This is a genomic window from Streptomyces sp. Da 82-17, from assembly GCF_046098215.1.
GTDB lineage: Bacteria > Actinomycetota > Actinomycetes > Streptomycetales > Streptomycetaceae > Streptomyces.
In genome coordinates this window covers 65,409-86,133 of sequence record NZ_JBJURH010000003.1, presented here as the reverse complement: position 1 = coordinate 86,133, position 20,725 = coordinate 65,409, and the positions used below count along the sequence as shown (strand labels likewise).

Sequence of the window (20,725 nt, the reverse complement as noted above, 5' to 3'; positions counted from 1 at the left end):
GATAGGGGCGCGGGGAACTGCGCGACCAGCCACGACGAAAGCCGCAGTCGAAAGAACAGCGCCGAAGGCTTTCGGGAAGGGGCGGGGAGGGGAGAGAAACAGCCGCGCAACGAATCGCTGCGCTCTCCCCCGTACGCGCAACAGATCCCCCAGCAGCTCGCAACGGACGCGCCTTGTCCGGGTATGGGGCGCCCCCGTACCGTCTATCCGTCCCCGTAACCCCTCCGTACCGCCGAGGTCTGCCCATGTCGTCGTCGTCGCCGCTGCGTACCGCCCTGCTTCAGAGCTCCGGACGGCCCGGTGACGTCGCGCAGAATCTGAAGGTGCTCGACGAGGCCGCCGGGCGGGCCGCCGACACCGGGGCGCGGCTGCTCGTCGCGCCCGAGATGTACCTGACCGGGTACGCGATCGGGAGCGACGTGCCGAGGCTCGCCGAGCCCGCCGACGGACCGTCCGCCGAGGCCGTCGCGGCGATCGCCGAGCGGCACGGACTCGCCGTCCTCTACGGCTACCCGGAGCGCGACGTGCGGACCCACGGCCGGGTCTACAACTCCGCCCAGGCCATCGCCGCCGACGGCACGCCCCTGCTGAACTACCGCAAGACCCACCTCTTCGGCTGCTTCGAGCAGGAGCACTTCACCCCGGGCGACACCCCCGTCGTCCAGGCCGAGCTCGGCGGGCTCACCATCGGCGCGCTGATCTGCTACGACGTGGAGTTCCCGGAGAACGTGCGGGCGCACGCCCTCGCCGGGACCGATCTGCTGCTCGTGCCGACCGCGCAGATGCACCCGTTCCAGTTCGTCGCCGAGTCCGTCGTGCCGGTGCGCGCCTTCGAGAGCCAGATGTACGTCGCGTACGTCAACAGGACCGGCCCGGAAGGGGAGTTCGAGTTCGTCGGGCTGTCCACGCTCGCCGGGCCCGACGGCGTCTCCCGGGCCCGCGCCGGGCGTGGTGAGGAGCTCGTCGTCGGCGACGTCGACCCCGCCTTCCTGGCCGCGTCGCGCGAGAACAACCCGTATCTGCGCGACCGCCGCCCGGAGCTGTACGGCTCGCTGAGCCCTCGCGCCTGAGGCCGCCCCCTCCCCGAACCACCTTCAGTCAGTACCGCAGCAAGGAGTCCCCACCCCATGACGTCCACGGTGCCCAACGCCGTCCAGCACACCGACGCGCAGCCGCCGATCACCATGTTCGGGCCGGACTTCCCCTTCGCGTACGACGACTTCCTCGGCCACGCCGCCGGGCTCGGGCAGATACCCGCGACCGAGCACGGCCAGGAGGTCGCGGTCATCGGCGGCGGCCTGTCCGGCATCGTCGCCGCGTACGAGCTGATGAAGATGGGCCTCAAGCCCGTCGTGTACGAGGCCGACCAGATCGGCGGGCGGCTGCGCACCGTCGGCTTCGAGGGCACGGACGCCGACCTCACCGCCGAGATGGGCGCCATGCGGTTCCCGCCGTCGTCCACGGCGCTGCAGCACTACATCGACCTGGTGGGCCTCACCACCAAGCCGTTCCCGAACCCGCTCGCCCCGGACACCCCGTCGACCGTCGTCGACCTCAAGGGCGAGTCGCACTACGCGGAGACCGTGGACGACCTGCCGCAGGTCTACCGGGACGTCATGCACGCCTGGAACGCCTGCCTGGAGGAGGGCGCCGACTTCTCCGACATGAACCGCGCCCTGCGCGAGCGGGACGTGCCGCGCATCCGCGAGATCTGGGCGAAGCTCGTCGAGAAGCTCGACAACCAGACGTTCTACGGCTTCCTCTGCGAGTCCGAGGCGTTCAAGTCGTTCCGGCACCGCGAGATCTTCGGCCAGGTCGGCTTCGGCACCGGCGGCTGGGACACCGACTTCCCCAACTCCATCCTGGAGATCCTCCGCGTCGTCTACACCGAGGCGGACGACCACCACCGCGGCATCGTCGGCGGCAGCCAGCAGCTTCCGCTCCGCCTCTGGGAGCGCGAGCCGCAGAAGATCGTGCACTGGGCGCAGGGCACCTCCCTCTCCTCGCTGCACGACGGCGCCCCGCGTCCGGCCGTGACCCGGCTGCACCGCACCGCCGGCAACCGCATCACCGTCACCGACGCCTCCGGCGACATCCGTACGTACCGCGCCGCGATCTTCACCGCGCAGTCCTGGATGCTGCTCTCCAAGATCGAGTGCGACGAGTCGCTCTTCCCGATCGACCACTGGACCGCCATCGAGCGCACCCACTACATGGAGAGCTCCAAGCTCTTCGTGCCCGTGGACCGCCCGTTCTGGCTGGACAAGGACGAGGAGACCGGCCGGGACGTCATGTCGATGACGCTCACCGACCGCATGACCCGCGGCACGTATCTGCTCGACGACGGCCCGGACAAGCCCGCCGTCATCTGCCTCTCGTACACGTGGTGCGACGACAGCCTGAAGTGGCTGCCGCTGTCCGCGAACGAGCGGATGGACGTCATGCTGAAGTCGCTCGGCGAGATCTACCCGAAGGTCGACATCCGGAAGCACATCATCGGCAACCCGGTCACCGTCTCCTGGGAGAACGAGCCGTACTTCATGGGCGCGTTCAAGGCGAACCTGCCCGGCCACTACCGCTACCAGCGCCGCCTGTTCACCCACTTCATGCAGGACCGCCTGCCCGAGGACAAGCGCGGCATCTACCTCGCCGGCGACGACATCTCCTGGACGGCCGGCTGGGCCGAGGGCGCCGTCACCACCGCGCTCAACGCCGTGTGGGGCGTCATGCACCAGTTCGGCGGCACGACGGACGCGTCCAACCCGGGCCCGGGCGACGTGTACGACGAGATCGCGCCGGTCGAGCTGCCGGAGGACTGAGCCGGGATCGTTCCGGGGCTGAACCGCGGGGAGAGGGGCGGGAGTTGATCCCGCCCCTCTCCGCTTCTCTCGGCGTCTCCGGGATCAGACGCCCGCCGCCCGGGCCGCCTCGTACACCTCCGCCGCGACGTCCGTCAGCTCCTGCGCGTCCCGCGTCTGCCCCTGCAGGTCGAGGAAGAACTCCTCGATCCCGGTGGCCTCCACATGTGCCGCCAGATCCTCGACGATCTGCTCGACCCCGCCCTGGAACGGCCGCCGCCCCTCGCCCTCGTACGGCCGCGGGCTGTACGTCGCGTTCACGCGCACCGTCGCCGCGATCGGGCGCTCGCGGCCGAGTTGGGCGGCCCGGTCCTGCAACTGCTTCCAGGCGTCGGCGAGTTGGTCCGCGCCCATCGCCACCGGCATCCAGCCGTCCGCCTGCTCGATCAGCCGGCGGGCCGCCCGCGGACTGTTCGCCGGCAAGTGCACCGGGATCGGCCGGGCCGGCTTCGGGCCGACCACGGAGGGCGCGATCCGCGTCCACTCGCCCTCGTACGCCACCGGGTCGGGGCCCCAGACCGCGCGGCACACGGCGAGCGTCTCGTCGAGGACGGCGCCGCGGCGCGCGAACGGAGCGACGCCCTGCGCCGCGTACTCGTCGTGCGACCAGCCGGTGCCGAGCCCGGCGACGACACGGCCGCCGCTGGCCGCGTCCAACGTGGCCAGGGAACGGGCGAGTTCGAAGGGGACGTGCAGCGGGGCGACCAGGACGCTGGTGCCGAGCCGGACCCGCTCCGTGGCCGCGGCGGCGAGCGTCAGGGAGACCAGCGGGTCGGCCACCGAACGGTACTGCTCGGGCCAGGGCAGGCCGTCGATCCCGTACAGGCCCTGGGTGGCGGGGGTCGGGAACAGCACCCGCTCGAAGACCCACACGCTGTCGTAGCCGATGTCCTCCGCGGCCTTCGCCACGGCGGGGATGTCGCGCCCGATGTCGTACTGCTTCATCTGGGGCAGGCCGAGCCCGAGCCTGGTCACCATCTGCTGCGCCTCCTGTACGGTCCCGGAACGGCCGCCCCGGCGGGCGACCGGTGTCCCGTACACCCAACCGTGCCGGGGGCGGTCAGCGCCAGGGGGTGAGGAGACAGTGGCCGACGAGGCCCGCGCCCGCGTCCGTGTGCTCCGTGAACTCCCTTGCCGCCTCGGGCCGTTCGCGCAGCCCCCAGAGCACCCGCGCCGCCGACCAGGCCGCGTCCCTGGCCCGCTCCAGGTGCCAGGCGCCGAGCAGATGCGTCAGCGGATCGCCGACCTGCAGCAGCTCGGGGGAGGGCACGAGGTCCTCGCGGAGCCGCTCCTCCAGGGCGCCGAGCAGATCCCCGACGCGGTCGAACTCGGCCTCCACGGCGGCCGGTTCGCAGCCCCGGGCACGGCAGACGTCGACCACGGCGAGCGGCAGGTCGTACCCGATGTGCGCGTTGAGCCCGGCGAGCGCGAACTGCGGCGGCCGTACGCCGGGGTGGCGCCGGAACTGGAACAGCGGACGCCAGGCGGCCGGAGGGCGGTGCCCGCGGCGGGCCGCGTCGAGCACCGCCGAGTACCGCTCGGCGAGGCGGAGTCGGAGGGGGACGGCGGGCGCTGCGTGTTCCTCGGCGACTGTGACGTAGGCGTGGTGGAACGCGGCCAGCCCGTCCGGGCGCGGCTGCGGACGGTCCGCGTTCCCCGCCGCGCGAGGGGCCGCCGCGCGCAGCCGCGCGAGCACCGGGCCCGCGTCCGACCCGACGGCCTCGACCACATCGACCGCATCGACGGCCTCGACCGCATCGTCGGCCTCCGGTGGCCCGGTGTGCGTCCCGACGGACCCGGTCCCCGCCTCGACCGTCCCGGTCCCGATCTGTCCCGACAGCGCCATGCACGCAGCGTGACAGGCCCGGCCGGGGCGGCGGACCACCGAGCCGCGAGCTTCCCCGAAACGGGGTAACGACCGGCCGGAATCCGGGGTTTGGCGATCTTGCGGGACGGAACGGTGCGTGACGAAGCCGCCCCGCGGCCCCGCCGCCCCGGCTACTTCGCGTCCGTGTCCGCGCCCGTGCCTGCGTCCGTGCCCGTGCCCGTGCCTGCGTCCGCCGTCGCCGTCGCCGTCGCCGTCGCCTCCGCGTCCGTGTCGTACCGCGACGTGCCCTCGTCGAGCAGCGGCTCCTGCGTCTTGAGGTGGGCCGGGGCCATGGCGCGCAGCGCGTGGTAGCCGGTGATGACGACGAGGGTGCCGAGGGCGATGCCGCTCAGCTCGAACGTGTCGGTGAACTTCATCGACACGTTGCCGACGCCGATGATGATGCCCGCGGCGGCCGGCACGAGGTTCAGCGGATTGCGCAGGTCCACCTTGGCGTTGATCCAGATCTGCGCGCCGAGCAGGCCGATCATGCCGTACAGGATCACGGTGATGCCGCCGAGGACGCCGCCCGGGATGGCCGCCACGACCGCGCCGAACTTGGGGCACAGGCCGAAGAGCAGCGCGAAGCCGGCGGCGGCCCAGTACGCGGCCGTCGAGTAGACGCGGGTCGCCGCCATCACGCCGATGTTCTCGGAGTACGTGGTGTTGGGCGGGCCGCCGACCGCGGTCGACAGCATGGACGCGGCGCCGTCGGCGGAGATCGCCGTGCCGAGCTTGCCGTCCAGGTTGTCGCCGGTCATCTCGCCGACGGCCTTGACGTGCCCGGCGTTCTCGGCGATCAGGGCGATCACGACGGGCAGCGCGACGAGGATCGCGGACCACTCGAAGCTCGGCGCGTGGAACGACGGCAGCCCGAACCAGTCGGCCTGGCCGACGGCGGACAGGTCGAGCCGCCAGTGGTCGACGACCTTGCCCGAGCCGTCCGCCGAGTGGATCTTGCCGAAGACCTGGTCGAAGAGCCAGGAGATCCCGTACCCGAAGATCAGGCCGAGGAAGATCGCGATGCGGGAGAAGAAGCCGCGCAGACAGACCACGGCCAGGCCGGTGAAGAGCATCACGAGCAGGGCGGTCCACTGGTCCTGCGGCCAGTACGTGGAGGCCGTGACGGGCGCCAGGTTGAAGCCGATCAGCATCACCACCGCGCCCGTGACGATCGGCGGCATCGCGGCGTGGATGATCCGCGCCCCGAACTTCCGCACCGCCAGGCCCGCGAGGAACAGGGCCACGCCGACCGCGAACACGGCGCCCGTGACCGTCGCACTCGACCCGCCCTGCGCCCGGATCACCGCGGCCACGCCGACGAACGACAGCGAACAGCCGAGGTACGACGGGACGGTGCCGCGGGTCGCGAGCAGGAAGATGACCGTGGCGACGCCGGACATCATGATCGCGAGGTTGGGGTCGAGCCCCATCAGGACGGGCGCCACGAATGTTGCTCCGACAGTACATCACTGGGGTCCAGGGGCATCCACTCACCAGTGGAGACATCCCCAAGCCGCTCGTCATCGTCGCTGGTCAGAGCATGCAGAAGGGCCATGGACGCGGGGCTGGCATCGTCCGCCAGGACCCGCACAACATGCTCCAGCTCCCGAGGCGTGAAGCGCACCGCGACCTCGTCGGCCGCGCCTTCGGCCTCCGACTTCCGCGCTCCCTCGGCCGCCCGCCAGGCGGCGATGTTGGCCAGGGTGTTGGCCAGGAAACGGGTCGCGGCGTCCGGCTCCGGTATCGGGCGGACGGCGGGCTTCTGACGGCCTATCGCTTTGAACTCACCAAGATCCACAACGGGATGCTATATGCCTACGACTATCCCGAGTAGTAGGTCTGTGGGTTGCTTTCGTTCTTTGAGTTCACTACGCACCGGTAAGGGACTACCCGCCCCAAGATCGCCCAGAACACATGTTTGGATGAAGGCGAACCAATCGTTCCGCTTCTTGGGGGAAGTGCGTTGCGCCTGCCTGCGCTGAAGACCGTCCCAGTCGGTGCCGTCCTCGGATGGTCATTGCTCGTCGCTGCCGTGCCGATTGCGATAGCCGGAGGGATCTCTGATCAGGCGGCCCGCGAGCAACGGGTGCCCAAACCGAGTGCTACCGGCAGCCCCTCTGTATCGACGACTCAGCAACACGCGCCTGTGCCTGGGAATGAAATCGAGGATCAGACCGAGATGGACGGCCCCATGCCGCTGCCTCGAACGAAGCACGACAAGAGCGCGACTCCTGGGCCGACCGAAGAACCCCAGGCCCCGAAGAAGCGTCGCGGCGAGAATGTTCCGCAGAGCCGCGGAGTCCCGAACAAGAAGGACGACAAGAAGTCGAAGGGGCGCCGGGCCAAGCCCGAGTCAGACAAGCCGGATGACCCGGAAGAGCCCGAGGAGCGTCACTCCATCGTTGGCGACACCGTGGACAAGTACCTCCCCGGCGCGAGTAAGTACATGCCGGACTGGGCTAAGCCCATCGTCTACGACGTGAAGAAGCGGGCAGTGGACCCGGATGCCGTTGAGGCATTCCTCGCTGACGACGGAACTCTCGTTGTGCATGCCGTGCTCGACCCGTCGAAGAAGGGTGGCCACAAGCACTACGGCATCTTTGCGGCCTTCCAGGACGAGCCCGCGGAGAAGGACGGCATCGAGCTGGTCCTGACCGTCGAGGACCCGAGCCACGCTTCGCTCTTCAACCCGACGACCGTCACGACTGTCGCCGTCACCCCTGACTCTCCGGAGCCCGTCACCAACACCGCCGAGGTCTACAGCCCCAAGCGCGTCGACAAGGTCGCCGAGCGAACGGTCAACGAGACCGTGAAGGACGCGACCGCGGAAAGCGCACCCGCGGTCTGAACAGCGGCAGCCCCCCTCGGGGTCCCGGAGGGGGCTGCCAGCAATGATTCATTCACTCAGGTCTTGTACTCCAACTCCGTCAACGCGTCCTTGATGACGGTCGGAGCGACCTCGGTCAGGTCGAGGCCCTGCACGTACTTCACCAGGGCCTCGCGCACATCATCGAGCTGCCCCACCAGCTCCTCCCCACCCAACTGGCGGGGAAGGACGATGCGGCGGAACTCCTCCTGGGCGATGGCGCCGGCAAGCAGCTTCTCGGCGAGCCAGAGTTGCGTGCGTTCCCGGATCGCGAAGGTCAGGTGGATGCTGTGCTCGTCAGGGTCCACGACGTGCGGGTTGTGGACCCAACCGCGGGGGAGCAAGAGCGACTGGCCGGCCTTCAGGTCGATCTCCATGTCCGGGCCGGCCGCTTCCCACGTGGGGATGTACTCGTCCTTCCACACGCGGAAGCTCTCGTTGAACTCGCGCATGGGGGCGACGACCGGGGGCTTCCAGAGCTGCCAGCGCTTCGTCCCAGCGATCTGCACGATCACCGCCATCTGCTGATCCCAGTGGTGGCGGAGTCCCTGCTCGCCCGGCGGGGTCAGGAAGGCGTGGATGTAGTTCGAGTAGCCGGTCTCGGTCTGGATCGCCTCGGATATCCGGGCCAGCTCGGGCACCACGCGCTGTAGGTTGCCGAGGCGGATCGTGTAGCCGCGGTCGTACAGCCGGGCCAGCTTCGCTCGGTCCGTCCGGCCGTCCGTCATGTACGCGTTCTGGCTCAGGGACGGGTTGGGTGCCTTGACGGCCGCGATCTCGGTGGCCGGGACGCACCCCGTGTAGAGGTAGCCGCGGATCGACTCGGCGGTGACCGTCTCGTCGAGGGACGGCGTACCGCGGTCGAAGACTCGGGGTTCGTCTGGCCACGAGGCCAGCAGTTCGGTTGCACCTTCCTCGGGGAGCAAGAGGCGCAGCGACATGGCGTCGACTCCTTACGACGGCGGGAGCGGGCAGTCGATCTCGGGGTGGAACCGGTTCGGGCAGCAGACGATGCTGTACGAGATCAAGCGCTCGGATGGCAGGTAGTACACCCAGCTCACGTCGACACCGCGGGGCAGTACGTCACTGGCGTACTCCAACTTGTCGTCGAGGCCGCAGTACGCCTGGAGGCCGTCCGCACGTACGAACGGGGGGTTCTCCTCGTACTGCTTGGTCAACCACGCGAGTGCGATCCCCACATCAGCCCAGGTGCGATCGGCGGAGACCTGGTTCTTCTTCGCGAGCCACCAGCCGGTCATAGTGGGCGGCACGTTGCCCGTGGCGAACTCCGCGGCAGCTTCCCGGTACCGGTCGAGCACGGCCTGCTGCTTCTTGTCCTCGGGGTCGAGGATCGCGGGCGGACCGTTGGGATGCGGAGGCCGCCGGCCTCCCTCCTTGCCGTACACCGCCGATGGTCCGATCCACGGTCCGTACCCGTGCCAGTGCCCTGACCAGCTCATTTGTGCCCTTCTGGAAGTGCGGGGCCGCCCCGCCGGAGCAGGGCGGCCCGTCTTGTCCTGGATGGGGAAGCGCCAGACTAGAGCGCGAGACCCCGCTTCTTGGCCCAGCCGAGGACGAAGTCGTCGACCTCGGCCGCGGTGACGCGCAGCTCCTGGCCGGCGCCCTCGGGCTTCGAGTCACGCAACGCGAACGACTCCTCGGCGCCGGGGATGGCCGCGATGTCGATGCACGCCTCGTGCTCGCCGTTGAGGTTGCCGCCGCAGAAGTTCTCGAACGCGCTGTCGTCGACAGCGGGGAGCGTGTAGAGGTTCTTCACCGGGTAGTCCTCCTTGCGCATCTGCTGTGCGGAGAGTCGTTCTCCGCGCCGTAGTGCACTTGCACCCACCCCGGCCCGACCTGTCCTTCTTCGGGGTACTGGCTTGGCCGGGGTGGGATCTTGGTCCCGCCCACGAGGGGTTGCCGAAAAGGGGGAGCCGGCGAATGTCACCTCGGGGGCGGAAGATCATCGGATGAGCGACCACCAGGCGCCGCAGATCGCCACGGAGGTGCCGATCATGAAGCCCTGGAAGATCCACTGACGCCAACCGAGCGGGCGTCTGTGGCGGGAGGTGGGCTGTCGGCTATGCCGACCGCGAGCGCGGCCAGCAGGGCCAGGAGTGCCACCACGTAAGCCACTTGCTGCTGACGAGGAGTCACGAGACACCCGTCCCGCCCCTCTTCTCGTAGATGTCCAGGAAGCGCCTCGTCAGGAAGGCGGTCTGGCGCATGTAGCTGTAGGCGCTGAAGGCCGGCGTCTCCTGGTTGGGGCGACCCTTGAGGTCCAGGTGCTTGTACGCCTGGAGGTACAGCTCCTTGACCACCGGGTCGTCGTCCGCGCCCATCTCCTCGGCGAGGAGCAGGTTCAGGTGCCCGATCAAGACCATGGTCTTGCCGTCGATGTCCTCGCGCGTGGACGTGCTGAGCGCCATGGCGAGTACGGCGTCGATGCTGTCCCCGATCAGTTCCTCATCAATGGGCAGGTCATCGCCCGGCGTCTCGGGTCTCTCGATCACGGTGGACACCACGCATCTCCCCTCGGGACCGCACGGTTTGCGGCTGCCTTGGCTGCTCGGTACGGAACGACCGTAGAGCGGTCCGCAACCAACCCCCAAGAAGATTGCGCGAGTTTGCAGCAAGCGGATTGACGGGATCGAACGGGTCCTCGACGATCGATGTGCCGCGCAAACTCGCGCAAGGCAGACGACAGGAGAACAACCATGAAGCTACGGTTCCTTGGTAAGGACTCCAAAGTGGGCGACTGCCCTACCCTCTACGCCACCGACCGTGACACCTACCTTGTTCAGGGGTGGAAGATCATCTCTGATGACCCGCGGGTGAAGCTCGACATCCCTGAAGGCAAGACGGCTGTTGAGGTCCCCACCGAGCTGTTCAAGCACTTGGAGAAGGACGGTCTCCCCTCTGGCGAGTTCAAGCGTCTTGAGGACCCGCTCATGGTCCTCACGCCGGGTGGTACGTACGTTGTGCAGGGCCGGGAGGTGACTGATCCCGAGGCCCTGTCCCAGATGTCGATTCCGGACTACGAGACCGTGGTCGAGGTCCCCAAGGCCGCGATCACAGCCCTACTGGAGGAACCACGTGGAGCTGATCTCCAGCGCCGAGCGCAACCGGCTCATTGAGGCTGTCGCGCACGATGCCTTCCATCTGGAGCTGAGGGACGACTACTCAGTGCCATTGGAGGACGGGCCGTACGAGAAGTGGCTCGCGGGAGTGGTCGACAACGCCTTCATGGACTCGTGGCTGTCGATGGTTCGAGGACTCACCCAGGAGGGCAAGACGGTGCGGCGGGTCCGCGTCGTTACGGAGCCGCACACTCCGTACATCCGCTGGGAGCATGAGGGAACTCCGCTCAACGAGGAGGCCGGCGAGCAGATCCGATGGCTGCCGCGCCACAAGTTGCCCGAGGGCCTGGTCTTTCCGGTCGAAGGCAACGACTGGTGGCTCTTCGATGACAAGCTCCTGGCAGTCGGGCACTTCGACGAGAACGGAAGGGTCCTCGGCTCCGAAGTGATCGACGATCCCGAGACCGTCGCTGAATGCGTCCGTGTCCGGGACCTCCTCTGGGACTCTGCAATCCAGCACTCCGAGTACAAGCCCTGACCGAGCAGTGAACAACCAGGCACAGGAGACCCGCGAGGCGTTGGGCGCCCGGCTGCGTGGATTCCGCAAGGACGCGGGGTTCACCAGCGGCCGGGCCTTCGCTGCTGTCACCGGTTGGCAGGAGTCAAAGGTCTCTCGCATCGAGAACGGCAAGCAGAACGCGAGCGAGGACGACATCCGGGTCTGGTGCGAGAAGACCGGCCGATCGGCCGAGATCTCGGACCTCGTCGCCACAGTCCGACACATAGACGAGCTATGGATGGAGTGGCGCCGGCAGCTCCAGGAAGGGACTGAGAACCGCCAGAAGAAGTCCCTGCCGCTTTACCAGAAGACCAAGGTGTTCAGGATCTGGGACCCCTCCACGATCTGGGGCACCATCCAGACCTCCGACTATGCGGAGGTCATCTTCGAACAGGTGTCGAGCTTCTACGAGTCGCCGGCTGACACGGAAGCTGCCGTGGCCAAGCGGCTCGAACGGCAGTCGTACCTCTACAAGGGCGACCGGATCTTTAACGTGCTCCTCGGGGAGCAGGCCCTCTACTCGAACCACGGCGGGTCGGGAGTTATGAGGGCTCAACTCGACCGGTTGATGGCGGTGATGGCGCTGCCTCGACTCAGCCTGGGCATCGTCCCTCGGTCTGCTCCCCTTGACCTGTGGATCGGGCATGCCTTCTCGATGTTCGACGACAAGCTCGTGATGGTGGAGACGTACTCCGCGGAGATGTCAGTAACGCAGCCGAGGGAAGTCGAGCAATATCGGAAGGCGTTCGAGCTTCACCGGCAGTCTGCCGTCTACGGGCAGGCCGCGAGGGAACTAATTCTGAAGGCTATCCAGCATTTTGAGCGTATGGGAAGGGAAAATCGTGAATGAAGAGCCGAATTGGCGTACGAGCAGCTACACGAAGTCGGATACATGCGTCGAAGTCGCTGATAATAACCCGGTCAAGGTGAGGGTACGGGACTCCAAGCGTCGCCAGGGCGCGGAACTGGGCTTCCCGCCGGCCTCCTGGATCGATTTCGTGGAGTTCAGCAAGACCCTCGAAGCCTGATACGCCACCTTGGCCCGCCCCCTCTCTCGGGAGGGGGCTTTCGCATGTCTGGTGAGTGAATCATCTGCCGGCCTCCCTCGGGGGAGGCTCCCGGAGGTGGGTATATAACCCGGCCCACAAATAACGTACGTGTTATTGACCCCCGATCCGTCACGCCCCGACCTCGAAGTGTGGCCACGATCACCTCAATCATTCACTCACTGGCGCCGATGAAGCGTCCAGAGAGGCCGGCAGGCGCTCGAAAACGCCCTGAGAGGCGACCTGAGAGCCTTTTGAGGCTCCAAACGAGGACTTGCCGGGCCGAAGGCCGGCGGAGGACTCTCCTGGGCGTACAGGGCCCCGAATCGTTCATACCCGTACACGGTTCGAGGAAGGCACCCCCGGTGGGTCCTGTCTAAGAATTATCAAGTATTACCCCCATCATGCGTGCGTGCGGGCAATAGTTCATTCATTCATGCGTGCACAGGTATCCGCGCAGGAATGCGCGCGAATATCTATTGCGTGCGAATAGGTAATGAGATTCAGGCGGGAATGCCTCACGCATCGTGAGTGAATGAATAGTTAGAGCGCGTGAGCACGGTCACACGCGCGGCCTAGGTGCGCCTGGTCGCGTTGAAGCGAGTACCGCATACGCATGGGTCACAGTGCCGTAACGCATAGGTTATAGCCTTGTAGACCTAGAGGCATGAAACGGTAAAGGCTAGAGCCCATAGAGTCACGCTCTGTGTACGCTGTGGTGCACACAGTGTGACCTGTGCAAAGTTGATGTGAGTACCGTCACGCGCATGGCTATTGCATTCGCGCCGCGATCCGTGCAACGCGCGTCTTCCTTTGATTCATGAGTGAGTGTGTTGGGTTGTTGTGAGTGCTGCGAAGTTGATTTGAGTACCGCATCTGTGTACTGTTCTTCCTGTCAGCCCAACGGGGCAGGCACCCAGAGGAAAGCCCCTAGGGGTGAGTACAAAGGCAGTGCTCGGCGACTTGATAACTCAACAGTGAACGGCAAGCGAAAGCTCAATCGGGAATCGAGCGTGACGCAGCTACGGGAACGGCACACGGTCCCCTAGGCCAGCATCTAACGGCACGGCGCGAATAAGCCTCCCTAGCCCTTACGGGGCAGGTTGTAGGCAGTAGTCCAGTAAGCGTTAGAGAGGGTGCGAGTAAGACCTAGGTAGAGCGTGAAAGGGCAAGTTACGGAGTGATGCGGCGTGGAGCTTTCAAGGCAATGTGTGTGAGCGACGTGCGAAAGCGCAGACGAAAACACATTGCAGCAACACCTAGGGACAACAACGCGTGTCCGGCATGTGGCGCCTACGTCTAGAACTGCGGCGCGAAGCGTGACCTTAAATGCGTGAGTCTCGAACGTCCTAGCGCCCGTTTGGGGGCCTGCCAGTTCGACCCTGGGCTGGGACACTCGGGGCGCCGAGATAGGCGCCCGTAAGTCAAAGGAGGGTGCGGAACATGCGTTGTGCAGTCTGCGCAATGTGGGGGATTGACCGTGCGGCTACGCACGTCGGCCCCTGGTCTGACACGGGCCAACTGCACGGCCGGTGCGGCGCGTGCATGATCGGAATTCCTGCCGACGCTGGCTTTTCTGAGGTCGGCAAACTCATGCCCTTTTTTTCTCACGAAAGTTGATTTGAGTACCCGTGAGGATTCAGGCAGTGTGGCGCGGCGGACACAGCTACAGCCACGGATACGACTACCGCGACGGTCTCGAATCGTTCGCGTCAATCAAGGAAGCCGGATACGAACTGTGGCGCCGCTCCCGCATGGGCTACGGCGAATTTCAGTACGTCAATGCCGAGGATGAGCGACCCGTTCGGTACGACACCCCGGCCGTGGACGAAACGGCATCCATGGACCTCTACGTGCCCGGCTCAGATGAGCCATTCAGGCGCCTCACTCTCGGACCGCGCGGCGGCGTGCGCTCCGAAAACTACTGACACCCCCGAAAGGAACACAGCAATGCAGACCGTGACCGTTGAGACCCTTTACGCCGACATTCTCGCGACCGGCGGAATGACCTACCGCCCCGGAACTCCCGCGCCCCTGAGTGGCTACATGGTGAGCGTGGCCGGTGCCGAACGCATGCTCCCCGTGGCCCGCTTCACGCCCGCCGCTCTTGAGCAGTACATGGACGACTACCGCGCCCGAATGAAGGTAACCGCATCCCTCTACTACGGCGCATGGGTCGACGGCGATTACGTCTATCTCGACGTGTCCGTAAACGTCCAGGACCGCGCAGAGGCCGAGTCCATGGGGCGCCTTGAATTCCAGTTGGCCATATTCGATGTCGCTAACGCTGAGGTCATCTCTCTGTGACGCGTGAACGGCTTTAGTCGGGGCCGGTGTGCAGCACCGGGCCCGGCTATGGCTGGTCAACCCGACCAGGAACCAACCCACGAAAGGGAAGCAATGCGCATCCGCGTTGTCGACTCGCACGACATATTCACCGACCACGAAACGCACGTGAGTGCAGACGACGTATACGCCGCACTCAAGGAATCGCCGCACGCACACCGGCGCCTGTTCGTGAACCTGGGAGAGGGCCGGTCTATTGACCGTCTGGACTCCACTAAGGGACGGAAGATCTACGGGCCCGCATGGGTGCACATCGACGCTTACGCCGACGGCAGCATTACCCAGAGGGTGAGCTAGCCATGGCCGTAAAGCCCCTCAAGCTCAAGGCGAGCAAGGAATACCGGATCGTCCTTAGCGATGACGACTGGTCGACGCTGGCTGCAATGATCCTGATTCAGCGCGAACGCTCCCGCTACACAAGGGAGATTGACCTACTGCGTGACGCGTGGTGGGCCATTGTCGAGCAGCGGCAGGACGGCGCCGTATGGCTCCGGGGTCGCGAACTGCACTGGATAGGCGTGATGAACGTCGCCGGGCACTCATTCACCGCAGACCTGTTGCGCATCGGGGAAAGCCTGCTCGCGCAGCTCGAAAAGGCGGAGGCCAACGCGTGAACGCCCGAGAGTTGACGTACCTGGTCCAACGTTCGGGCGGCTCCGTGCACGGCTCGTGCAACGAGTGGACAGACCTTGAATTCTCCACGCTCCCGCGGGCCATCGCGTTCCTGTCCTCGATGGAATGGACGGACGTGGCCGAACTGCGGGACGCCGTAACAGATCTGCGCGCGACGGTTGTTGTGCAAGTCCCTAACCTGTCGGTCGCTTTCTGGGGCACCGACGAACACCTTAAGCACTACCTGAAAGGCACCAACTGATGTACGTACACGAGTCGGTCACCCCTGATTCCCTGTATTCCTGCGAGTGCGGGGGCGTTCTGGAAGTAGAGGCCACGGCCTGGATCAACCTGTCCAAGGGGGCGGACGGTAAGCCCGAGTTGGAGGTATTCGGGTTCAGCGAAGGCGACTACGCGGTGAAGTGCGCCGAGTGCGGCAAGGAGCACACCGGTACCGCTCTCGGTCGAGCCGTGGGCGGGGTCATCTACGGCGACGGCGGTAAGGACTGGTTCCGTGGCTGACAACGGCGTGACCGAGACGGTAGACGGCCTGTTCGCCCGCCGCTGTACCAACCCCGTGCACTACAAGTGCCGCTCGTACACCTTCACGTTTGACCTGCCCGACGATCCGGCGGCCGGTGAATGGACGATCGTCGCGGCCGGTGTGTACGACGGTCCGGCCTACGTGAGAGCACACAAGTTCATGCTCTCCGAGTGCGTCGACTCGGACACCATCATCCGACTCACGCAACAGGAGATAGGCGAGCCTGGCTCGACGGCGCTCTATGCCTGGAATGACGCTCGCGACTGCACCTTTGACGTGGAGACCCCGTAATGGCCATCTACCGGCCCGGAGAGGTCAACTGCGGCAACTGCAACGAGCCCACCGGCATACCGGCCGACGACTGGGACGAAGAGCAGGCGGGGCCGCTCACCTTCGGTGAGAACGGCTACGTGAGCGGCGGCATCTGCGCCCCGTGCCACGTCCACGACATCGGCGACTGGGACGCGTCCGAGTGCGGCTGTGTGGACTGCGAAGAGAACGAATGCGACGACAACTAACCGCTCACTGACGCGCTTTGCCTCGGGCCGCCTGCCACCTGGTGGGCGGCCCTTTGCATGGCCTGTCAGCTACGGCAGGACCGCTCGACACCAACCCGAAGGGACACCCCATGCGGCACCGCTGTGCCCGATTCCACGAGATCTACGACGACTACTCCGGCGCGGCCCGGAAGGAGGAGACGTACGCGGGCCAACGCTCGAACCTGGGCCAGGCAAAGACGCTCCGCGCTTCGGCGTTCAACACGCGCCGCACGATGGCCCGGCGCCTGGAAACCCACATTCGTCACTGCGGCCTGTGCGGGTGACGGCATGACCCGCACGCCAACCCCCTGCATCTACGTCGCGAGCCTCGCCGACTACAACGCCGGTCGCCATCACGGCGTGTGGATCGACGCCGACCAGGACGCCGACGAGATCCGGGCCCGCATCAAGGCCATGCTTGACCGCTCGCCCACGGGCGACGCCGAGGACTACGCGATCCACGATTACGAGAACTTCGGCCCGGTGGAGCTGTCCGAGTTCACCAGCATCGACGACGTGGCCACGCTCGCCAAGCTTGTCACCGAGCACCCGCCCGAGCTGGTCGCCCACTTCCAAGGCGAGGGATACGCGGTCGACGCCATCGGCGACGAGATCGAGGACCGCTCCCGCGGCGTGTGGGACTCGCTCGCCGACCTCGCGCTTGAGGACATCGGGGACGACCTCCCCGAGCGCTTCCAGGACCACCGATGGACGCTCGCGAAGGCCATCGCGAACGACTGGGAGCAGTCCGGTTCCTACCTCACCATCCGCACCAGTGACGGCGTCGCCGTCCTGAGCAACGACTGAAAGGCACGACAGTGAGTGCATTCAAGGCAGGCGACCGCGTGGCGGTCCTGGAGTACGGCCCGGTCCTGATGCCGGGAGTCGTCGTCGAGCCGAACGGCCGACGCGTGAAGGTGCGCACCACCAAGGGGGTCCGCTCGTACCCCGCGGTCTCGGACTACGTCACCAGGGCGGCCGGCCTGGAGCCGAGCACCCGCGACCTGTGGGACGACGCTTGGGCCGAGCTGGAGGTGTCCCAGTGACAACGTGGGTCATGGCGCTCGCCGAGCGGAACCGCTCGGACGTGCCCAACTACGCGGAAGACGTGAGCCCGTTGACCGCTCGGGCCGCGGTCCTGGTCGACGACTTCGCGGACCTGTTCGCGATCTTCAAGGGGTGGCGCGAGCACTTCGGGGGTGACATCACCACCTACGCCATGCCCTTCGAGGACGGCGAGGACCCGGCCGCGAAGTGGACGGAGTGGGGCCCCACGTACCGGCTCGACCACATACCCGGCGGCTGGATTCAGGTCAGCCCTGACATCGACGCCGAGCCCAAGGGGCGGCCACTGACCACACCGACGCTCGACCAGCACACCGCGCCCGCGGTCGAAGGGGCGTGACGGTCATGGGCAAGGGCTCGACCCCGAGCAGGGTGAAGCACTCCCGGACGCTCGATGACGGGCGCATCGGGTGCTGGTACTGGAGCTGCGGCGCCCCCGCGACGCGGTGGATCGACGTGGAGCGGTTCGGCATCCGCCGATGGCTGAGCACGTCGTACTGCGATGACCACGGGGACTGGGAGCTGACGCTTCCCGACCACACGGAACGAAAGATCAAGGAGGCCCGGAAGTGAGCCGCATGAAGAGGTACATCGAGGACGCTCGGGAGGTCGAGCAGTCGGCCGGCCTGGCCGCGCTGCACGGGACCGCTCGGGAACGGCTGGACGCCATCACGTTGACGTTCGAGCTGTGCGGGACGCTCGCCCGCGACTACCACGACCCGCGGAGGGTGGCCGGGATGCTGGTGCACCGCGCGGCCGACTCGTTCAGGACCGCTCGACGCGTCCAGTGGGCGGAGGTCGCAGCGTGAAGTCCCCGACTCCGCAGGAGAGTTACGACCACATCATGGGCGCGAGCCCCGACTACTGGTCGTGGTGGAACCTGGACAGCAACGTCGGCGGCCTCGACGGCGCGCCGGACGACTGGATCGTCAAGGGCACCATCGAGAACCCCTACGAGGACAGCCCCGCGGAGCTGCCGGTGCAGCTCGGTCACGTGGAGATCGTCCGAGCCATACGCAAGATCGCCGCCAAGAAGGCAGGCAAGTACGTCTCCGCCTCGGCCCAGAAGTCCTGTTCGGACTTCATCTTCCGACGCGAGGAAGCGGACTTCGACGCAGGGACTGCCGACGAGGTTCTACAGGTGGCCGTACTGGGCGAGGTCGTCTACGGCTAACCCGCCCACCACCACAACCGGGTAGCAACACCAGCCGAGCGGACGCCAGTTGGCGGGCCGCTTTCTTCATGCCCGCAACACCGCGGGGCGCCTTTAGCGGGGGCCAGGTCCACGGTCCTGGCCCCACGCCATGGGTGCTCGAAAGAAAGGGAGCAACGACATGGATGCGCTTTGCCACGGATGCAAGGCCAAGGGAGAGGAGACGGAGGCGGTCGCGATCATCGCGGTCGGGGTGAAGGTGTGGGACCTGTGCCAGGTCCACGCCGACAGGTTCGCGGGCTACCTCGCGGACGTGTTCCAGGACAGCGGAGACGCGGAGCCCGTCAGGGAGCGGCCCTCGGTCGTCGTCACGGGCGAGATCCCCGGATACGACCACGAGACCGCTCGGACCGCGATCGAGAACCTGGGGTACCGGATCGTCGGCCACATCGAGGACGACACCGAGTTCATCGTCGTCGGCCTGCGGCCCGCACCCCACAAGGTGGCCGAAGCCCGAGAGCACGGCACCCGCGCGTTCGACGCGACGCAGCCCAAGGCACTGGCCCGAGCGATCTGCTCCGGCGACCTGGACCTTGCGCTCCCCTCGGTCGATGACCTGCCGGTCGTCCAGGCCATGCAGCCCAAGAAGACAGCTGAGGACATCAAGGCCGAGCGCGAGGCAGAGGCCATCCGCGCATGGGCTTCCGGCATCGGCTTCGAGCTGGAGCCCGCAGACGACATCCCGCCCGCCATCCGCGCGGCGTACGCACAGGCCCACGCCCCCGCGGCCTGACACCTGAAAGGCAAGACCAGTGTTCGACAGCATGAAGTACGGGCCGATAGGCGAAGCGGTCGAGAAGGCCATGCCCGCCACCGAGGCCGACCCGATTGGCGTCTACGCCTCCACCCTGTCCCTGTTCTCGGCCGCCATCAACGGCCACGTCCGCACCGAGGACGGTCGGCCGGTCGCGATCTGGACCGTGCTCGCCGGCCGCTCCGGCATCGGGTGCAAGGGCACCGCGTACCGCAACGCCCGCGCCCTGATGGGCGCCCAGTTCGACGGCTTCTTCGCCACCCGCATCATCTCCGGCATCTCCTCCGGCCCCTCCCTGGTCAGCAACCTGTACGGCATCGAGCTGGCCTCCATGGGCAGCGAGGACGGGCCGGACAGCCGGGCCCTGATCATCGAAGAGGAGTGGGCGGAGATCCTGAAGCGCGCCAAGCGCTGCCCCACCTTCGACCAGAAGCTCCGCTCCGCCTGGGACGGCGGCGAGATCCAGAACCGCACCAAGGGCAAGGACGGCACGGGCGACGTACAGAAGGTCGACAACCCGCTCCTCGGCTTCCACGTCCACATCACTCCGGGCGAGTGGGCCAAGTTCGTGTCCGCGACCGCGGCACTCGGCGGCTCGTACAACCGCCTGCTCCCCGTCCTGGTCGAGCAGTCGAAGATGCTGCCGTACGGCAAGCGCGCACCGATCAAGGCGGACCTCCGCCTGGCCGAGGCGTACAAGTGGGCCAAGGCCAAGCCGCGGGAGATCGCCCTCGCGAAGGAGGCGTACAAGACCTTCGACGAGATCCGCGCATTCATGCTCGGCAAGATGGCCAACACCCCCGAGCACATCGCGGTGTACTTCGAGCGCACCGCGGAGCAGGTGCTCCGGGTCGCCGCGGTCTTCGCGGCCTCCGAGATGAAGACCCGCATCTCGAAGAAGGCACTCCAGGCAGCTTGGGCGTTCGTCCAGTACTCGATCAACTCGGTCGAGAAGCTGGTCACCGAAGCCCACGACGGCGGCGCCGCCAAGGTCAAGAGCCTGCCGGACATGATCCGCGAGGTGCTGAAGCGGCACGGCGGCGAGGCCACGTCCACGCTGCTGCTCCGCTCGCTCCAGGCACACACCAACGCCGCGGGACTCAAGGAGACCGTCGACCAGCTCGACGATGTCGAGTACTACCGCGGGAAGTCCAAGACGACCGGGCCCAAGCCGACGATCTACCGGCTGATCACGGACGACGTGAAGCGCCAGGAGCCCGACGAGCAGGCCGAGGAAGCCCCTGCGCTCAAGCTCGTCCCGGAGCCGAAGCCCAAGACCACCCCGAAGCGGACGGCCCCGAAGAAGGTCGTCATCACCCAGCCGCAGCCCCAGCCGGCCGCGGCCAACCCGTTCGCAGCGCTGCTGTGAGACA

At 66.8% G+C, this 20,725-nt stretch carries 30 protein-coding genes and 1 pseudogene; 23 read left to right on the top strand and 8 right to left on the bottom strand.

Features of this window, described 5'->3' with window-relative positions; translation table 11 throughout:
- Positions 1-245: 245 nt before the first annotated feature.
- Positions 246-1,070, top strand: a complete 825-nt coding sequence (locus tag ACIDOF_RS05815) for a carbon-nitrogen hydrolase family protein (protein ID WP_409004597.1) — start codon at positions 246-248, stop codon at positions 1,068-1,070.
- Between the two features lie 57 nt (positions 1,071-1,127).
- Entirely contained in the window at positions 1,128-2,819 is a 1,692-nt protein-coding gene (locus ACIDOF_RS05810; RefSeq protein WP_409004595.1) for a flavin monoamine oxidase family protein, read from the top strand.
- An 84-nt stretch (positions 2,820-2,903) separates the two neighbouring features.
- Here ACIDOF_RS05810 and ACIDOF_RS05805 read toward each other — a convergent pair whose 3' ends face one another.
- The 4 genes and pseudogenes from ACIDOF_RS05805 to ACIDOF_RS05790 form a co-directional block, all read right to left on the bottom strand.
- Complete coding sequence (locus ACIDOF_RS05805; protein ID WP_409004594.1) at positions 2,904-3,836, bottom strand: LLM class F420-dependent oxidoreductase; 933 nt, start codon at positions 3,834-3,836, stop codon at positions 2,904-2,906.
- A gap of 82 nt (positions 3,837-3,918) precedes the next feature.
- Complete coding sequence (locus ACIDOF_RS05800; RefSeq protein ID WP_409004593.1) at positions 3,919-4,704, bottom strand: DUF5995 family protein; 786 nt, start codon at positions 4,702-4,704, stop codon at positions 3,919-3,921.
- Positions 4,705-4,856: 152 nt separating this feature from the next.
- A pseudogene (locus ACIDOF_RS05795) lies at positions 4,857-6,185 on the bottom strand (uracil-xanthine permease family protein); the annotation flags it as partial.
- On the bottom strand, positions 6,158-6,526 hold the full coding sequence (locus tag ACIDOF_RS05790; RefSeq protein WP_409004592.1) for a hypothetical protein: 369 nt from the start codon (positions 6,524-6,526) through the stop codon (positions 6,158-6,160). The gene ACIDOF_RS05790 and the pseudogene ACIDOF_RS05795, both read right to left, overlap by 28 nt.
- 381 nt (positions 6,527-6,907) lie before the next feature.
- Between ACIDOF_RS05790 and ACIDOF_RS05785 the strand changes: the two genes are divergently transcribed.
- Positions 6,908-7,576, top strand: coding sequence for a hypothetical protein (locus ACIDOF_RS05785; RefSeq protein ID WP_409004591.1), 669 nt, complete (start codon positions 6,908-6,910; stop codon positions 7,574-7,576).
- A gap of 56 nt (positions 7,577-7,632) precedes the next feature.
- Here the strand turns inward: ACIDOF_RS05785 and ACIDOF_RS05780 are convergent, their stop codons facing one another.
- From ACIDOF_RS05780 to ACIDOF_RS05765, 4 genes are all read right to left on the bottom strand, one after another.
- Positions 7,633-8,535, bottom strand: a complete 903-nt coding sequence (locus ACIDOF_RS05780) for a JmjC domain-containing protein (RefSeq protein ID WP_409004590.1) — start codon at positions 8,533-8,535, stop codon at positions 7,633-7,635.
- Between the two features lie 12 nt (positions 8,536-8,547).
- Positions 8,548-9,054, bottom strand: coding sequence for a hypothetical protein (locus ACIDOF_RS05775; protein WP_409004589.1), 507 nt, complete (start codon positions 9,052-9,054; stop codon positions 8,548-8,550).
- A gap of 77 nt (positions 9,055-9,131) precedes the next feature.
- On the bottom strand, positions 9,132-9,392 hold the full coding sequence (locus ACIDOF_RS05770; RefSeq protein ID WP_385933837.1) for a DUF397 domain-containing protein: 261 nt from the start codon (positions 9,390-9,392) through the stop codon (positions 9,132-9,134).
- Between the two features lie 355 nt (positions 9,393-9,747).
- A complete protein-coding gene (locus tag ACIDOF_RS05765) occupies positions 9,748-10,107 on the bottom strand; it encodes a hypothetical protein (RefSeq protein ID WP_409004588.1) in 360 nt (119 codons plus the stop codon).
- A gap of 204 nt (positions 10,108-10,311) precedes the next feature.
- On the opposite strand from ACIDOF_RS05765, the gene ACIDOF_RS05760 reads away from it, so the two are divergent.
- The 20 genes from ACIDOF_RS05760 to ACIDOF_RS05665 all read left to right on the top strand — a co-directional run bounded on the left by ACIDOF_RS05760 (position 10,312) and on the right by ACIDOF_RS05665 (position 20,721).
- The gene (locus ACIDOF_RS05760; protein WP_409004587.1) at positions 10,312-10,731 is read left to right on the top strand and encodes a hypothetical protein; all 420 of its coding nucleotides are present in this window, start codon (positions 10,312-10,314) and stop codon (positions 10,729-10,731) included.
- Positions 10,691-11,212 (top strand): DUF6879 family protein, encoded by a 522-nt coding sequence (locus ACIDOF_RS05755; protein ID WP_409004586.1) that lies wholly within the window; start codon positions 10,691-10,693, stop codon positions 11,210-11,212. Before ACIDOF_RS05760 ends, ACIDOF_RS05755 begins: the two co-directional genes overlap by 41 nt.
- 7 nt (positions 11,213-11,219) lie before the next feature.
- Complete coding sequence (locus tag ACIDOF_RS05750) at positions 11,220-12,083, top strand: helix-turn-helix domain-containing protein (RefSeq protein WP_409004585.1); 864 nt, start codon at positions 11,220-11,222, stop codon at positions 12,081-12,083.
- Positions 12,076-12,261, top strand: a complete 186-nt coding sequence (locus ACIDOF_RS05745) for a DUF397 domain-containing protein (protein WP_409004584.1) — start codon at positions 12,076-12,078, stop codon at positions 12,259-12,261. The genes ACIDOF_RS05750 and ACIDOF_RS05745 overlap by 8 nt, the downstream gene beginning before the upstream one ends.
- A gap of 1,649 nt (positions 12,262-13,910) precedes the next feature.
- Positions 13,911-14,207: a hypothetical protein gene (locus tag ACIDOF_RS05740; protein ID WP_409004583.1), complete on the top strand. Its 297-nt coding sequence runs from the start codon at positions 13,911-13,913 to the stop codon at positions 14,205-14,207.
- A 22-nt stretch (positions 14,208-14,229) separates the two neighbouring features.
- Positions 14,230-14,586, top strand: a complete 357-nt coding sequence (locus tag ACIDOF_RS05735; protein WP_409004581.1) for a hypothetical protein — start codon at positions 14,230-14,232, stop codon at positions 14,584-14,586.
- Between the two features lie 338 nt (positions 14,587-14,924).
- On the top strand, positions 14,925-15,239 hold the full coding sequence (locus ACIDOF_RS05730) for a hypothetical protein (RefSeq protein ID WP_409004580.1): 315 nt from the start codon (positions 14,925-14,927) through the stop codon (positions 15,237-15,239).
- Positions 15,236-15,499, top strand: a complete 264-nt coding sequence (locus ACIDOF_RS05725) for a hypothetical protein (protein WP_409004579.1) — start codon at positions 15,236-15,238, stop codon at positions 15,497-15,499. Before ACIDOF_RS05730 ends, ACIDOF_RS05725 begins: the two co-directional genes overlap by 4 nt.
- Positions 15,499-15,759, top strand: a complete 261-nt coding sequence (locus ACIDOF_RS05720; protein ID WP_409004578.1) for a hypothetical protein — start codon at positions 15,499-15,501, stop codon at positions 15,757-15,759. The genes ACIDOF_RS05725 and ACIDOF_RS05720 overlap by 1 nt, the downstream gene beginning before the upstream one ends.
- Entirely contained in the window at positions 15,752-16,072 is a 321-nt protein-coding gene (locus ACIDOF_RS05715; protein WP_409004577.1) for a hypothetical protein, read from the top strand. The genes ACIDOF_RS05720 and ACIDOF_RS05715 overlap by 8 nt, the downstream gene beginning before the upstream one ends.
- Positions 16,072-16,299 (top strand): hypothetical protein, encoded by a 228-nt coding sequence (locus ACIDOF_RS05710; RefSeq protein ID WP_385933859.1) that lies wholly within the window; start codon positions 16,072-16,074, stop codon positions 16,297-16,299. The genes ACIDOF_RS05715 and ACIDOF_RS05710 overlap by 1 nt, the downstream gene beginning before the upstream one ends.
- A gap of 110 nt (positions 16,300-16,409) precedes the next feature.
- Positions 16,410-16,604 carry a hypothetical protein gene (locus ACIDOF_RS05705; protein WP_385933861.1) on the top strand — a complete coding sequence of 65 codons (195 nt, stop codon included), beginning with the start codon at positions 16,410-16,412 and terminating at the stop codon, positions 16,602-16,604.
- Positions 16,605-16,608: 4 nt separating this feature from the next.
- Positions 16,609-17,127, top strand: a complete 519-nt coding sequence (locus ACIDOF_RS05700) for an antirestriction protein ArdA (protein ID WP_409004576.1) — start codon at positions 16,609-16,611, stop codon at positions 17,125-17,127.
- Between the two features lie 11 nt (positions 17,128-17,138).
- Positions 17,139-17,366: a hypothetical protein gene (locus ACIDOF_RS05695; protein WP_385933865.1), complete on the top strand. Its 228-nt coding sequence runs from the start codon at positions 17,139-17,141 to the stop codon at positions 17,364-17,366.
- Positions 17,363-17,725 carry a hypothetical protein gene (locus ACIDOF_RS05690; protein WP_409004575.1) on the top strand — a complete coding sequence of 121 codons (363 nt, stop codon included), beginning with the start codon at positions 17,363-17,365 and terminating at the stop codon, positions 17,723-17,725. Before ACIDOF_RS05695 ends, ACIDOF_RS05690 begins: the two co-directional genes overlap by 4 nt.
- 5 nt (positions 17,726-17,730) lie before the next feature.
- Positions 17,731-17,958, top strand: a complete 228-nt coding sequence (locus ACIDOF_RS05685) for a hypothetical protein (RefSeq protein WP_385933869.1) — start codon at positions 17,731-17,733, stop codon at positions 17,956-17,958.
- Entirely contained in the window at positions 17,955-18,194 is a 240-nt protein-coding gene (locus tag ACIDOF_RS05680) for a hypothetical protein (RefSeq protein ID WP_385933871.1), read from the top strand. Before ACIDOF_RS05685 ends, ACIDOF_RS05680 begins: the two co-directional genes overlap by 4 nt.
- Complete coding sequence (locus ACIDOF_RS05675) at positions 18,191-18,559, top strand: hypothetical protein (protein ID WP_409004574.1); 369 nt, start codon at positions 18,191-18,193, stop codon at positions 18,557-18,559. The genes ACIDOF_RS05680 and ACIDOF_RS05675 overlap by 4 nt, the downstream gene beginning before the upstream one ends.
- A gap of 160 nt (positions 18,560-18,719) precedes the next feature.
- Positions 18,720-19,331: a hypothetical protein gene (locus tag ACIDOF_RS05670; RefSeq protein WP_385933875.1), complete on the top strand. Its 612-nt coding sequence runs from the start codon at positions 18,720-18,722 to the stop codon at positions 19,329-19,331.
- 19 nt (positions 19,332-19,350) lie between these two features.
- Positions 19,351-20,721, top strand: a complete 1,371-nt coding sequence (locus tag ACIDOF_RS05665) for a DUF3987 domain-containing protein (RefSeq protein WP_409004573.1) — start codon at positions 19,351-19,353, stop codon at positions 20,719-20,721.
- Positions 20,722-20,725 lie beyond the last annotated feature (4 nt).